This is a genomic window from Anaeromyxobacter sp., assembly GCA_016718565.1.
GTDB lineage: Bacteria > Myxococcota > Myxococcia > Myxococcales > Anaeromyxobacteraceae > JADKCZ01.
In genome coordinates this window covers 159,008-172,074 of sequence record JADKCZ010000001.1, presented here as the reverse complement: position 1 = coordinate 172,074, position 13,067 = coordinate 159,008, and the positions used below count along the sequence as shown (strand labels likewise).

General features: G+C 76.2%; 11 protein-coding genes. 4 read left to right on the top strand and 7 right to left on the bottom strand.

Features of this window, described 5'->3' with window-relative positions:
- Positions 1 to 25: 25 nt before the first annotated feature.
- From IPO09_00725 to IPO09_00715, 3 genes are all read right to left on the bottom strand, one after another.
- The gene (locus IPO09_00725) at positions 26 to 2,542 is read right to left on the bottom strand and encodes a S8 family serine peptidase (GenBank protein MBK9515875.1); all 2,517 of its coding nucleotides are present in this window, start codon (positions 2,540 to 2,542) and stop codon (positions 26 to 28) included.
- Between the two features lie 139 nt (positions 2,543 to 2,681).
- The gene (locus IPO09_00720) at positions 2,682 to 3,143 is read right to left on the bottom strand and encodes an AAA family ATPase (protein MBK9515874.1); all 462 of its coding nucleotides are present in this window, start codon (positions 3,141 to 3,143) and stop codon (positions 2,682 to 2,684) included.
- Positions 3,144 to 3,250: 107 nt separating this feature from the next.
- The gene (locus IPO09_00715; GenBank protein MBK9515873.1) at positions 3,251 to 6,175 is read right to left on the bottom strand and encodes a PQQ-binding-like beta-propeller repeat protein; all 2,925 of its coding nucleotides are present in this window, start codon (positions 6,173 to 6,175) and stop codon (positions 3,251 to 3,253) included.
- 154 nt (positions 6,176 to 6,329) lie between these two features.
- On the opposite strand from IPO09_00715, the gene IPO09_00710 reads away from it, so the two are divergent.
- On the top strand, positions 6,330 to 7,292 hold the full coding sequence (locus tag IPO09_00710; GenBank protein MBK9515872.1) for an NAD(P)H-binding protein: 963 nt from the start codon (positions 6,330 to 6,332) through the stop codon (positions 7,290 to 7,292).
- On the opposite strand, the gene IPO09_00705 is transcribed toward IPO09_00710, so the two are convergent.
- Entirely contained in the window at positions 7,276 to 7,857 is a 582-nt protein-coding gene (locus tag IPO09_00705; protein ID MBK9515871.1) for a heme-binding protein, read from the bottom strand. The genes IPO09_00710 and IPO09_00705 overlap by 17 nt on opposite strands.
- A 241-nt stretch (positions 7,858 to 8,098) precedes the next feature.
- Here IPO09_00705 and IPO09_00700 point away from each other — a divergent pair, with 241 nt between their 5' ends.
- Together IPO09_00700 and IPO09_00695 are read left to right on the top strand one after the other, a co-directional pair.
- The gene (locus IPO09_00700; protein ID MBK9515870.1) at positions 8,099 to 8,608 is read left to right on the top strand and encodes a lipocalin family protein; all 510 of its coding nucleotides are present in this window, start codon (positions 8,099 to 8,101) and stop codon (positions 8,606 to 8,608) included.
- Positions 8,557 to 9,030: a DUF393 domain-containing protein gene (locus IPO09_00695; GenBank protein ID MBK9515869.1), complete on the top strand. Its 474-nt coding sequence runs from the start codon at positions 8,557 to 8,559 to the stop codon at positions 9,028 to 9,030. The genes IPO09_00700 and IPO09_00695 overlap by 52 nt, the downstream gene beginning before the upstream one ends.
- Before the next feature lie 38 nt (positions 9,031 to 9,068).
- Here IPO09_00695 and dctP read toward each other — a convergent pair whose 3' ends face one another.
- Complete coding sequence (gene dctP, locus IPO09_00690; GenBank protein ID MBK9515868.1) at positions 9,069 to 10,070, bottom strand: TRAP transporter substrate-binding protein DctP; 1,002 nt, start codon at positions 10,068 to 10,070, stop codon at positions 9,069 to 9,071.
- A 676-nt stretch (positions 10,071 to 10,746) separates the two neighbouring features.
- Between dctP and IPO09_00685 the strand changes: the two genes are divergently transcribed.
- Positions 10,747 to 11,532, top strand: coding sequence for a ZIP family metal transporter (locus tag IPO09_00685; GenBank protein MBK9515867.1), 786 nt, complete (start codon positions 10,747 to 10,749; stop codon positions 11,530 to 11,532).
- Positions 11,533 to 11,624: 92 nt separating this feature from the next.
- Here the strand turns inward: IPO09_00685 and IPO09_00680 are convergent, their stop codons facing one another.
- Both IPO09_00680 and IPO09_00675 read right to left on the bottom strand, forming a co-directional pair.
- Positions 11,625 to 12,155: a gamma-glutamylcyclotransferase gene (locus tag IPO09_00680; protein MBK9515866.1), complete on the bottom strand. Its 531-nt coding sequence runs from the start codon at positions 12,153 to 12,155 to the stop codon at positions 11,625 to 11,627.
- Between the two features lie 97 nt (positions 12,156 to 12,252).
- Positions 12,253 to 12,918, bottom strand: a complete 666-nt coding sequence (locus IPO09_00675) for a dihydrofolate reductase (protein MBK9515865.1) — start codon at positions 12,916 to 12,918, stop codon at positions 12,253 to 12,255.
- Positions 12,919 to 13,067 lie beyond the last annotated feature (149 nt).

Genomic DNA, 13,067 nt, shown 5'->3' with positions numbered 1-13,067 from the left:
TCCCGTCCGGACGGCCGCCAGCGCCTCACGGCTGGCAGACGATGGTGCGCTCGGCGGTCCCTCCGAAGCGGCCGCTCGTCGCGCCCATCTGCGCCTGGAACCACCCCTGCCCGCTGCCGTTGCAGATCACCTCGAAGGTGAAGCTCTGGCTCTGCCCCGGCGCCACGCCGCCGACCACCGGCTTGCCGAACTGCGGCAGGCTGATGCGCAGGCCACGCGCCAGCACCAGCCGGTGGGAGGGCGTGGTCCAGGTGGTGGTGCCGATGTTGGTGGCGGTCACCGTGACGCTGCCGGTCTGGCCGTCCTGCAGCGAGCCCGGCGCGCTGTCGACGACGATGCTGGCGTTGTCGATCGGGGTGTTGGGCTGCGCCACCACCACCGCGGCGGCCGGCGAGCGGGCCAGCACCACCCCGCCCGGCGCCACCAGCTGGACCACCAGCCGGTAGGTGCCCGGCTGGGCCGGCGCGCTCACCACCATGGACCCGGTGACGCGGTCGCCCGGCTGCACCGGCGCGGCGGCGCGCCCCTGCGGCAGCGAAGGCCCCGCGAACTCCTGCTGGCCGCTCTGGAACGACGGCGCCACCGACATGACGTGGCCGCCGGTCCAGCGGGCGCTGCCGGAGTTGTCGAACTGCGTGGTCAGCGAGAAGGTGGCCCCGGGCGCCACCGTGAGGGGCGCGCCGGCCTGGCCGACGAAGCGCGCCGCGTCGGGGAGGTACCCGGCCACCGCCCGCGCCAGGTCGGGCTGGGGCCCGATGGCCGGCATGGTGCCGGCGGCCTGGGGCGTGCCGGTGGCCACCAGCAGGGTGCGCAGCGCCACCGGGGCCAGGCGGCCCAGGCCGGCCGCCAGCCGGGTCGACTGGACCAGGGCGGCCGCGCCGACCACGATGGGCGAGGCCCCCGAGGTGCCGCCGAACAGCCGCGTGTACCACTGGGTGGCGTCGGCGCCGTTGGCGCGCATGGCCGGGTCGGGCAGCAGGTCGACGATCGGGGTGCCGGTGGCGTCCAGCACCGGCGCGCCGCCGGCGTCGACCCGCATGAAGAGCGACTCGCCGTAGCCCAGGCTGCCGATGCCGCCACCCCAGGCGTGCACGTCCACCCGCGGGCCGAAGTTGGAGAAGCAGGCCGGCGTCAGGTCGCCGTTGCTGGCGCCCACCACGATGGCGCCCGAGTCGGCCGGCGACGCGGGCGTCACCAGCGTCTGCCCGTTGCCGGCGGCCTCGACGACGACCACGCCGGCCCCGGTGAGCAGCGAGATGGCCAGGTGCTCGTAGGGCACCGTCTCCACGGCGACGAAGCCGAACTGCTCGCAGTTGCACCGGTTCGGGCAGGGCCCGGCCAGGAGGTCCGGGAAGTGCTGCTCGATCAGCGCGATGTCGCCGGCGCGCAGGGTCAGGCCCGACATCAGGAGCGCGTTGGCGACGCTGTAGAAGTAGATGGGCGCGGCGAACGGGTCGAGGTTGGTCACCGACGACCAGCCCACCGTCGCCGCCGGCGCGATGCCGCTGGCGCCGAAGCCGTTCACGCCCGCGGCGATCTCGCCGAGCACCGCGGTGCCGTGGTCGTCGCCCCAGTTGACGCCGAGGCGGAAGGCCATGGGCGGCAGGTCCTCGTGGCGGTCGTCCCACCCCGCCTCGACGTCCACCACCCGCACGCCCGCCCCGTCCCCGCCCGGCAGCCGGCTGGCCAGGTCGACGTCGATGCCCGTCGGCGCCGGCCTGAAGTACCCCTGCGCGTCGGTCACGTCGATGGTGGTGGTGGGCGGCTGGTCCACCACCTGGGCGTTCATGGGGATGGGCTGGAAGTAGGTCGTCTCGAGGCTGCCGAGGCCGCGCAGCGCCGTGAGCAGCGCGGCCGCCGCCAGCGGCCTGGTGCCCGCCGGCAGGTGCACGAAGTAGAAGAGGTTGGGATCCGGCTGCTCGCGGCCGGTGGTGGCCTCGGCCCGCCGGTGCAGCCGCTGCAGGTCGGCCTCGTCGAGCCGGGGCGCGGCGCGCCCGAGCGTCCCGCCGGCGGCCTTCACCGCCACCTGGAGCGCCCGCAGGTCCCCGAGGAGCGCCTCCGGGGTGAGCCCGGCGCGCTCCAGGCGCCGCGCCTGGTCGGGCGTGGCGACCTCCGCCGCCGGCACCAGCTGGCCGCCGCGCAGCCGCACGGCGGCGCCCTGCGCCACCTTCACCACCAGCTGGCGCAGGTTGTAGCGCTTCGGATCGGGCGGCGTGGCGAGGTGCCGGTAGGGCGCGTAGGGCGTGAGCGACCCCGGCGCCGGCGGGGCGTCGGCCGGCAGGTCGCGCAGCTCGGCGAAGACGCCCTGCAGCCCGGGGGCGATGAAGTGCTGCGCATCCGGTGCCCGGTCGAGGAATCGCTCGGCCTGGCGCGCGCCCATCCAGGTGCGCCGCGCGGTGGCGCCGTCCGGCGCCGGCTTCGGCGGCAGCGGCACGCAGGCCACCAGCCAGGCCAGCGCGAGGCCCGGCGCGAGGCGCCTCCAGCAGGTGGTGGCGGTGCGGCGGCGGGTGTTCCCGGGTGAAGCGGTCTGGATCTCGGCCATGGTGCCCCCGATGGGACCGCCCGTGGCAGCACGAGCCGGGTCCGCGCACAGAGACAGCGTGCCCAGGTGGCTTGTGACCCCGCCTCGTCGATCCCGGGAGGCGCCCGCGCCCGGCGGGGTGCGGAGGGCCCGGCCCCGCCTACCTGCCGCCGCGGAGGCGATCGATGGCCGCCTTCGGGTTCCTGGCGCCCTTCCTGAGCATCCAGCCCAGGACCTTCAGGCCGCCGCTGGCGAGGACCCCGAGGTAGCCGCGGGCGATGAGGCTGGCGGTGGACGCCTCGATGCCGACCCGGACCTTCCTGGCCGGGTCCTTCGAGATCACCAGCGAGAAGAACTCCACACCGAACTCGCCCACGTCATCGCTCTTCAGGGTGGTGAGGTGGACCACCGCCTGGGCCGGCAGCCTGAGGGTGAAGTCCGGTCGCCGGGCCGGCTCCAGGAGGACCCGTGGGGCGCCCCCCTCCATGGTGAAGCGGGCCCGCTCGTCCCCTTCGAGGACCAGCCCGACCTCGGCGTCCCTGGAGAGGGCGCTGGTCGCCCGCCTGGCGACGGGGGCCGACTCGAAGAAGGTCTTCAGGGCCTGGAAGCTCTGGGAGGGCACGGGAGCGCGAGCCTAGCGGGATGCCCCACCTGGCGGGTAGTCCCTCGAATGGCAGGGCGGCCTGCGGCGAGGTGCGGCGGGGGCCTCGTGCCCCGCGCCGCCTCCACCTACCTGGTGAGCCGGAAGGCCACCAGGTCGCCGGTCCGGGTCTCGCTCACCAGCAGCAGCCCGGCCCCGACCGCGAACCTGCCGCCAACCGGCGCCGTCCAGACCACCTGGTGGGTGGCGAGGTCGAGGGCGTAGACGTTGGCGTTGCTCGCCACGTAGAGGTGCCCGGCGGCCACCACCGGCGGGTGGCGCAGCAGGGAGTCGCCGTCGAAGGACCAGCGCGACCCGCCGGTGAGGGCGTCGAGCGCGCGCAGCCGGCCCTCGGTGCGGGAGGCGATGCTGGAGAGGGCGTAGACCACGTCGCCCGCCACCGCCGGGGGGCCGAAGAACCGGTCGGTGACCGTCCAGACCGGCTCCAGCGTCCCCGGGCGGAAGGCCTGCAGGCTGGCGTCGTCCACGAAGGGGGTGAGGTTGTAGGCGAGGTAGCCGAAGGAGGAACCGAAGACCGGGACCATCGAGCCGGTCGGGACTTCGCGGCTGGCCGTGACGGCGCCGGTGGCGGGGTCGTGGGCGCGGAGCAGGCTCGGCCCGAGCCCCGTGGGCGCCAGGAGCGTGTAGACCGCCCCACCGGACCAGGCCGGGCTCCAGTACCAGAGCGACTCCAGGCTGGCGTGCCAGAGCTCGGCGCCGCTGGCGGCGTCGAAGGCGTAGAGCCCGCCGAAGGTGCCGCCGCCGGTGTAGAGGACGCCACCGGCCACGATGGGGGAGAGGTAGCCCTGCCCCTGCGAGAGGTACGGGACCTGGAAGCCGGCGGTCCCGTCGCCGAGGTCCACCTGCCAGAGCCAGTGGCCGCCCACGCCGTCCGCCCCGGCCTGGAAGACCCGGCCGCCGTCCACCGCCGGCCAGGAGGGCGAGGTGAGCGGGAAGCTCCAGAGCTCTGCGCCGCTGGTGGCGGCCAGGGCCACCAGGCGCTGGCCGGTGGTGACGACCACCCGGCCGCGCTCGATGAGCGGCGGCGCCAGGCCGCCGAGCCCCCTGGCCCGCCAGGCCAGGGTGAGCGGCGGCGTCCCGGTCTCGCCGGCGTTGAAGCCGGAGTGGGCCGGGTCGCCGCCCACGGTCCGGGAGGTGCTGAGGTCGGGCACGCAGCCGCCGCCCTGGCAGGCCTGGCCGGCCGGGCAGGCCGCGTCGCAGGCGCCGCAGTGGTAGGCGTCGGCCGAGAGGTCGATGCAGGCGGGGCCGGCGCCGCAGGCCTGCGAGCCGGGCGCGCAGGCGCAGCCGCCCGCCGCGCAGACCTCGCCGTTGGCGCAGGTGACGCCGCAGCCGCCGCAGTTGGTGGGGTCGGCCTGCTGGTCGACGCAGGCGGTCCCGCAGACGCTCTCCCCGGCCGGGCAGCGGCAGGCGCCGGCCAGGCAGGTCTGCTCGGGCAGGCAGGCGGTGCCGCAGGCGCCGCAGGCGAGCTCGTCCGCGGCGAGGTCCCGGCAGGTGGCTCCGCAGAGCTCCTGGCCGGCAGGGCAGCCGCAGCTCCCGGCCTCGCAGCCGTAGTAGGAGGGGCAGGTGACGCCGCAGCCGCCGCAGTTGTTCCGGTCCGCCTGGAAGTCCACGCAGGCCTCACCGCAGGCGGTCAGGCCGCCCGGGCAGCAGCTCCCATCGACGCACACCTGGGCGCCCCGGCAGGTGGTGGCGCAGCCGCCGCAGGCGGTGCCGTCGGTCTGCAGGTCCACGCAGCGGTCGCCGCACACCGACCTGCCGCCGTCGCAGGCGCACTGCCCGGCGCTGCAGGCGTAGCCCGGGCCGCAGGCGTGGAAGCAGGCGCCGCAGCTGGTCAGGGTGGACGAGAGGTCGAGGCAGGTCTCGCCGCAGCACGGGTCGATGTCCATCTCGACCGGGAGCTCCAGCGCCGAGACGACGCCCGCGGCCGAGGTGTAGCGGCAGCGGAGCGCGGCCTGGTAGCTGCCCGGCGGCAGGCAGTCGTAGCCCGGGTGACCGGTGCAGGCGCGGACCGTGTAGCCCCCGCTCGCGCCCGCCTCCACGGAGTGGGTGAGCCAGGCGCCGTCGAGCGGGGCGCCGGCCGCCGCCGCGGGCGCGGCGAGGTAGGTGACGCCCACGATGGCCATCGACCCGCCGGGCACCTGCTCCCACAGCCGCAGGTGCCCGGTGGCCTGGTACTCGATCCCTGCGGTGGCGATCTTGAAGTCGAACCGCGGCGTGGCCGGGGTGGGGATGAGCGCGAACGGCCGGGTCGGATCCGGCAGCACCCGGTAGGTGATGGGGAGCGTGGCCACCAGGTTGGCCGTGAACCCGGGCCTCGACGGATCCGGCACCGCCGCCTCGACCGTGGCGCTGCCGGTGTAGCTGCCCGCCGGCGCCGGCAGCGGGGTGACCTCGATGCCCGTCTCGCCGAGCACGCCGCCCACCTCCATGTACGGCACGCTGGCGCCGCCGATGAAGCCGCTGCTGGTGCCGGCCGGCTGGAGCACCTCCACCCGCTGCTTCGCCGGCAGCTGGCCGAAGGGCACCTCGATGGTCAGGGCGGGCGGCGAGAACTCCAGGCCGCGCTGGACGTCGATGGTGAAGGGGACCATCCAGGGGGAGTTCCCGAGCGGTCGGGTGCAGGCCCGGTCGAGGCAGAGGGAGATGGTCACGTCCCCGGCCAGGCGCCCCGCCGCCGCCACCGGGCGGAACCCCGTCAGCTCGATCTCCAGCGTCTCCCGCGCCTGGTCGACGAAGAAGGTGGGGTCGAAGTAGGAGGGCTCTGGGACGGACGCGCTGACGTAGACCGTCTCGCCGTTGAGCGTGGTGAGGTCGCCCGTGAAGGAGACCGAGAGGCGCATCACCGGGGCGGGCAAGGTGGCGATGCCGGTGAGCGCCAGCGCCGGCGGCGACACCGCGGCGATGGAGACGTCCACCCGCTTCTCGCCGCCGCCACAGGCGGCCAGGAAGGCGAGGGAGAGGGCGAGGGCGGTCGGCAGGGAGCGCTGGCGCATCGGGGGACCTCGCGCGCGACGGCCCGTGGCCTCGTCGAGCGGGATGAGCGGACGGGGCACTGTACGATCACGCTCGCGGTATGGGTCGGGAATTCGACGCTGGGGTGGGGGCCGGGGTGACACGAGCCGCCGGACCGTAGCAAGGTGTGGCGCGATGCCTGATCAGGTCCTCCTCACCGGCGCCACGGGCTTCATCGGCCAGCAGCTCCACCCCGCGCTGGTGCAGGCCGGCCACCAGGTCCGCTGCCTCACCCGGAGGCCCGACCAGTCGCGCTCCCGCTGGCCGGAGCGCGACTGGGTGGGGGGGGACGTCGGCGAGCCGAAGGGCCTGGCGCGCGCCCTGGCGGGCTGCGCGACGGCCTACTACCTGGTCCACGGGATGGCCGGGGCGAAGGCCGGCTGGGCCGACGAGGAGCTGCGCTGGGCCGAGGACTTCGCCGAGGCGGCCGGCCAGGCGGGCCTGCGGCGGGTGGTCTACCTGGGCGGCGTGGCGCCTCGCGGCGAGCCGTCCGAGCACCTGCGCTCGCGGCTCGAGACCGGCGAGGTGCTGCGCGCCGGCCCGGTCCCGTGCCTGGAGCTGCGCGCCGGGATGATCGTCGGCGCCGGCAGCGCGTCGTGGACCATCGTGCGCGACCTGGCGGCCCGGCTCCCCGGCATGGTCCTGCCCGCCTGGCTGGCGCACCGCAGCCAGCCGGTGGCGGTGACCGACGTGGTGGCGGCGCTGGTGGCGGGCGCGCGGCTCACGCTGCCGGGCAGCGCCTGGTGGGACCTGCCGGGCCCCGAGGCCCTCTCCGGGAAGGAGATCCTGCTGCGGGTGGCCGCGGTGATGGGGCGCCGGCCGCTCCTCCTCGACGTCCCGCTCATCACCCCGCGCCTCTCCTCCCACTGGATCCGCCTGGTGACGCGCGCCGACTTCGGGCTGGCCCGAGAGCTCGTCGAGGGGCTCACCAGCGACCTGGTCGCGAGCCGGCCGGGCTACTGGGCCGCAGCGGGGCTGGCGGAGCCCATCCCGCTCGAGGAGGCGGCCCGCCAGGCGCTCGCCGCCGAGGCCGGGACGCTGTCGCTCCGCGGGCAGCTCGCCGAGGCGCTGGCGGGCCTGCTCACCCGGCGGGCGTGACGCCTGGCTCGCCTGGCGCCAGCTCCACCAGGATCTCGTTGGTGCGCAGGAACCAGGGCATGAAGGGCGGGTCGTAGCGGGCCCAGGTCGGCTGGCCCACCGCGGTGAGGCCGGCCGCGGCCAGCGCCGCGCGGAGCGTGGCGAGGTGCTCCTCGTACCGGGCGGCGGACCAGGTGCCGGAGTAGGTGTGGGCGGCGACGCGCCGGGCCGGGACGAGGCGGAAGGAGACGGCCGGGTCGAGCGGCTCCGGCAGGGTCTCCAGCGTGTAGGCCGAGGGCATCATGAACTGGATGGTCCAGCGCCCCTCCTGGCCCGCCTGCGCCACCGGCGCCGTCATGGCGATCTTGGACGGCTCGGCCTGGGTGACCGGCGCCGTCATGGCGATCTTCTTGGCCCCCCGGTTCTTGCCGAAGATGTACCCGGCCAGGATCCGGAAGCCCGCGTTGCCGGCCTCCTCGCGGCTGCCGCCCACCACGGTCTCGGCGACCAGGTACGGGGCGTAGTCGCGGAGCTCGAAGGCCTCGCGGCGCTCCACGAGCTTGAAGCTGGGCTTCTCGATGGCCATGGCGGGGCTCGCGGCGAGGAGCGCGCCGAGGACGGTGGTGAGGAGGAGGCGGGAGGGCATCTTGCAGGGATCTAGCCGGCGGCGGGCCGTCACGCACGGCACCCCCCACCAAGAGCGTTGCGTCCGGGCAGGCCAGGGGGAAAGAGGCACCATGACGCCTCGCCTCCCCGCCGCCCGGCCCGCCGGCGCGGCCGGCCTCCTCCTCGCTGCGCTCCTGGCCGGCTGCGCCTCGGTGGCCCCCATGAAGACCGTCGAGCAGGTCGATGTCCCGCGCTTCATGGGGGACTGGTACGTCCTCGGCGCCATCCCGGCCTCGCAGGAGCGCAACGCCGTGAACGGCGTCGAGACCTACCGGCTGCGCCCGGGCACCTCCGACGTCATCGACACCACCTACGTCTTCCGCGAGGGCGCCTTCGACGGGAAGCTGGTGACGCTGCGTCCGACCGGGTTCGTGCAGGGCGGCGGCGGCGCCCGCTGGGGCATGAAGTTCGCCTGGTGGCAGGGGCCGTTCCGGCTGGAGTACCTGGTCGCCTGGCTCGACCCGGACTACACCCGCACCGTCATCGCCCGCAGCGCCCGGGACTACGTCTGGATCATGGCGCGCACCCCGACCCTCCCGCCCGGCCAGTGGGAGGAGCTGGTGCAGGTGGTGAAGGACCTCGGCTACGACACGGCCAAGCTCCGGGTGGTGCCGCAGCAATGGGGGGTGCCGCCCGACCTGTCACCCGGCCAGCGGGCGGCGGCGCAGTGAGCGCCGGCAGCCCCGGGGACTTCGACGTCGAGGTCTACTTCGACGGCGACTGCCCGCTCTGCCTGCGCGAGATCCGGCTGCTCCAGCGGCTCGACCGCCGCGGCCGCATCCGCTTCACCGACATCGCCGCGCCGGGCTTCGACGCCGGCCCGACCGGCCTCGGCTGGCAGGACCTGATGGACCGGATCCACGGCCGCCTGCCGGACGGCACGCTCATCGAGGGGGTCGAGGTCTTCCGCCGGCTCTACGCGGCGGTCGGGTTCGGTCCCCTGGTGGCGGCGACGCGGCTGCCCGGGGTGTCGCACCTGCTCGACCTCGGCTACCGGCTCTTCGCCAGGAACCGGCTCCGCCTGACGGGCCGCTGCCAGGACGGCCAGTGCGCGGTGCACGCCCGGCGCACGCCCGAGGCCCACCGTCCGTAGCCCAGGCGGGGCGCGCCGCGTCCGGCCCGCGTGGTGGCCTACCTGCCCCGGCCCTGGAGCCCCTTCCGGCAAGCGTCCCGCGCCGCCAGCACCTCGTCGAAGAAGGGGGCCGGCACCACCCCGCCGCGCAGCACGGCCCAGCTCCGCTCCAAAGCGGGGCGCCAGGCCTCCGGGTCCACCGCCACCACCTGCAGCCCCTGGCGCTTCATCACCTCGAGCGCGTCGGCGTTGAGGCGGCGCACCTCGGCGTCCACCCGCCCGCCCAGCTCCCGGGCCGCCGCCAGCAGCCTCGGCCGCAGCTCGGCCGGCACCCGCTCCCAGGTGTCCCGGCGCACCACGGTGACGCCCAGGATGAAGCCCATGGGCAGATCGATGAGCCAGGGGGCCTTCACGAAGGTGCGGGTGGCGAGCGCGTAGAGCGGGACGTTGTTGAGGCACTCGATCATCCCGGTCTGCAGCGCCGGCACGATGTCGGTGGCGGCCAGCACCACCGGGGTCAGGCCGGCCAGCCGCCAGGCTGCCTCGACGCCGGGGTCCCCCTGGGCTGCGAAGATCCTGGCGCCGGCCAGCTCGGCCGGCGTGCGCCGCGCGGCGTCGCAGTAGAGGGCCAGGCTGCCGATGGTGCTCCACTGCACCGCCACCAGCCCGCGCTCGAGGAGGACCTCCTCCAGGCGCGGCCGCACCCGCTCGAGCGCGCAGGCCATCTCCGGCTCGTCGCGGAAGAGCAGCGGCGTGGTGAGCGCCTGTGGCTCCTTGACCACGTCGTGCAGCCCCACGTTGGTGAGGGCGGCCGCCTGGAGCTGGCCGATCCCCAGCTTGCGGATGGCCTCGCCCTCGCTCCCCTGCGTCCCGCCGGCGTAGACCTTGAGCCTCACCTGCCCGCCCGAGGCCTCCTCCCAGCGCCGCCCCAGCTCGCGCAGCAGGTCGTGCCAGGCCGAGCCCGTGGGGGCGAGCGTGGCGAGCTTGATGGTGACCTCGGCCTGCGCCGGCGCGGCGGCGGCCAGCCCGAGCGCGACGGCGAGCCAGTGACCTCGAGACATGATGGCCTCCCCAGCCCTGGCGCAGGGCCCCGTGCTCACTGGAGGCGTGGAGGGCCGCGGCGTGTGACCGGGGGTGCGGCGGCGTGGGTGTGGAGGTGGTGGGTCGGGTCGGCGGACTGGGTGGTGGTCGTCGTGGTGGGCTCCTTCGAGCGGGTCGGCGCCGGCTGCGCCCTTCCACCACGTCGACGACCTACCGGCGATGACGACCCCCCCCCCCCCCCCCCCCCCCCCCGCGCTTGGCGTCGACTTCCAGGGAGTGCGGGCCCCCCCCCCCCCCCCCCCCCCCCCCCCCCCCCCCCCCCCCCCCCCCCCCCCCCCCCCCCCCCCCCCCCCCCCCCCCCCCCCCCCCCCCCCCCCCCCCCCCCCCCCCCCCCCCCCCCCCCCCCCCCCCCCCCCCCCCCCCCCCCCCCCCCCCCCCCCCCCCCCCCCCCCCCCCCCCCCCCCCCCCCCCCCCCCCCCCCCCCCCCCCCCCCCCCCCCCCCCCCCCCCCCCCCCCCCCCCCCCCCCCCCCCCCCCCCCCCCCCCCCCCCCCCCCCCCCCCCCCCCCCCCCCCCCCCCCCCCCCCCCCCCCCCCCCCCCCCCCCCCCCCCCCCCCCCCCCCCCCCCCCCCCCCTTCCCCCCCCCCCCCCCCCGCCGTTCGACGCCGGCTCGAGAGGCGGGTATCCTCGGAATCTCAATGGATTTCATCGAGCTGACGCCCGTCACCCAGGGGCTCCTCGGCAGCCTGGCGGCCGCCCTGGCCACCGGGGTGGGGGCCCTCGCCATCTTCCTCCGATCCACCTGGAGCGCCCGCAGCCAGGCCATCCTGCTGGCCGGCGCCGGCGGCGTGATGCTCGGCGCCACGGTCTTCTCCCTCTTCCTGCCGGCGGTGGTGATCGCCACGGCCCGGACCGGCAGCCCGGTGGCGGGCACGGCGGTGGCCTGCGCCGGCCTGCTGCTCGGGGCGCTCGGCATCCACCTGCTGCACCAGTCGATCCCGCACGAGCACTTCGTGAAGGGGCCGGAGGGCACGCCGCGGCTCAACCTCGGGCGGCACTGGCTCTTCATCCTGGCCATCACGCTCCACAACCTGCCCGAGGGCATGAGCGTCGGCGTCGGCTACGGCGAGAGCGCCTCCACCGGCCTGGCCGTCATGCTCGGCATCGGGGCGCAGAACGTGCCCGAGGGGCTGGCGGTGGCGGCGGCGCTGGTGGACGGCGGCTCGACCCGCCTGCGGGGCTTCACGCTGGCCCTGCTGACCGGCCTGGTGGAGCCGATCGGCGGCCTGCTCGGGGTGGCCGCGGCCTCCTTCTCCTCGGCGCTGCTCCCCTGGGCGCTGGGCTTCTCGGCCGGGGCCATGTTCTTCGTGGTCTCGGGCGAGATCATCCCGGAGACCCACCGGGGCGGCAGCGAGCGGGCGGCCACCTTCGCCCTGGTGATCGGCTTCGCCGGGATGGCGATGCTGGACGTGCTGCTCGGGTGAGCGGGCGGGAGCCCCCGGCGTTCGGGCGGGGCGCCTCGAGCTCCAGGCCGACGGCGACGTCCGGCTCGGGGGCGACGCAGCGCTCGAACCGCTCAGCCCTGCGGCGGGGCGAGCCGCGCCAGGTACGCCTCGGGGAGGCCCGCCGCCCGGGCGCCCCGGACGAGCGCCTCGACGAACCGCGCGCTCACGGGCCCCTCGAGCGAGGCGCGCTCGGGGCGGGTGGTGAAGGCGGTGGCCTCGAGCCGCTCCCCGCCGGCGATCACCCAGACCGGGCGCTCCACGCACATCCCGGTGATGGCGCCCTCCTTGTGCTGCACGATGGGCCAGTCGACGCCCGCCACCGTGAAGAGCCGTCCGAAGACCGCGGCGCCGGGCCGATCCACCAGCCCCGCCACGCGGCCGCCCCACCAGCGGGACGGGAAGTCGTAGACCAGGTCGACGTCGAGCGCCTCGGCGACCGCGCCCTCCGGCAGGTCGAACGAGTCGTACCCGTGCTCGGTGCGCCACGCCTCGAAGGCGAGCCGGTCGAGCACGGTGGAGTAGGCGAAGTAGCGCCGGGGCGGCGCCGCCTGGCGCTGGAGGTCGGCCCGGAGGCGCATGACCTGATCGAAGTGGGCGTCCATGTGGGCAGGCCTCTAACCGGGGCTCGGCCGGGTGGCAGGGCCAAGGGGGGCCCTCGTCGGGCGCACCGGGGGCGTCCGACACCCCTGGCGCCCCCGGTCACCTCGTCAGGACCACGTGCAGGGCGTTGGCGGTGGCGACGTGCTCGGTGCACCGGTAGCCCAGGCGCGTGAGGTCGATGCCGGCGAGGAGGGGTTCGCCGCGGCCGAGGACCACGGGGGCGATCGCCAGGTGGAGCTCGTCGACCAGGCCCGCCGTGAGGAACTGCCGGATGGTGGCCGCGCCGCCGCCGAGCCGGACGTCCTTGCCCCCGGCCGCCTGCCTGGCGCGCTCCAGCGCGGCCTGGGGGCCGTCGACCACGAAGTGGAACACCGTCCCACCCTCCATGGTGATGGGCGCCCGCGCGTGGTGCGTCAGGACGAAGACGGGCACGTGGTAGGGCGGGTTCGTCCCCCACCAGCCCTTCCACGTCTCGTCGACCCAGGGGCCCCGCACCGGGCCGAACATGTTGCGGCCGAGGATCCAGGCGCCCAGGTTCTCGAAGCCCCGCGCGGCGAAGGCGTCGTCGGCGTCCACCCGGCCGGCCTGGTCGCCGCTGAGCGGTCCGGCGAAGTCGGCGTGCAGCCGCTGGAAGGTCCTGGTGCCGAGCACCCACTGGTGCAGCGCCATGCCGCCGACGCCCATGGGGTTCTCCAGGCTCTGGTCCGGGCCGGCGCTGAAACCGTCGATGGACACCCCAAGTGAATTCACCCGAAGCCTCGACATGTGGCTCGCTCCTCTCGATGCGGTCGTCGCGTGTGGGCCTGGCCTCACGGGGTGCAGGCGCCTGCGCCGTCGCAGGTCGAGCTTCCGGCGCACTCGGAGTCAGGGTCCGCCCCGTTGGCGATGAGGACGCAGCTGCCCAACGCTCCGGG

Excerpts from the sequence above, each read along its gene's own strand:
- IPO09_00710 (MBK9515872.1), top strand. The coding sequence starts at position 6,330 with ATGCCTGATCAGGTCCTCCTCACCGGCGCCACGGGCTTCATCGGCCAG.
- IPO09_00725 (MBK9515875.1), bottom strand. The coding sequence starts at position 2,542 with ATGGCCGAGATCCAGACCGCTTCACCCGGGAACACCCGCCGCCGCACC.
- IPO09_00675 (MBK9515865.1), bottom strand. The coding sequence starts at position 12,918 with ATGTCGAGGCTTCGGGTGAATTCACTTGGGGTGTCCATCGACGGTTTC.
- IPO09_00715 (MBK9515873.1), bottom strand. The coding sequence starts at position 6,175 with ATGCGCCAGCGCTCCCTGCCGACCGCCCTCGCCCTCTCCCTCGCCTTC.
- IPO09_00680 (MBK9515866.1), bottom strand. The coding sequence starts at position 12,155 with ATGGACGCCCACTTCGATCAGGTCATGCGCCTCCGGGCCGACCTCCAG.
- IPO09_00695 (MBK9515869.1), top strand. The coding sequence starts at position 8,557 with ATGGGGGGTGCCGCCCGACCTGTCACCCGGCCAGCGGGCGGCGGCGCA.
- dctP (MBK9515868.1), bottom strand. The coding sequence starts at position 10,070 with ATGTCTCGAGGTCACTGGCTCGCCGTCGCGCTCGGGCTGGCCGCCGCC.
- IPO09_00700 (MBK9515870.1), top strand. The coding sequence starts at position 8,099 with ATGAAGACCGTCGAGCAGGTCGATGTCCCGCGCTTCATGGGGGACTGG.
- IPO09_00705 (MBK9515871.1), bottom strand. The coding sequence starts at position 7,857 with ATGGCCATCGAGAAGCCCAGCTTCAAGCTCGTGGAGCGCCGCGAGGCC.
- IPO09_00685 (MBK9515867.1), top strand. The coding sequence starts at position 10,747 with ATGGATTTCATCGAGCTGACGCCCGTCACCCAGGGGCTCCTCGGCAGC.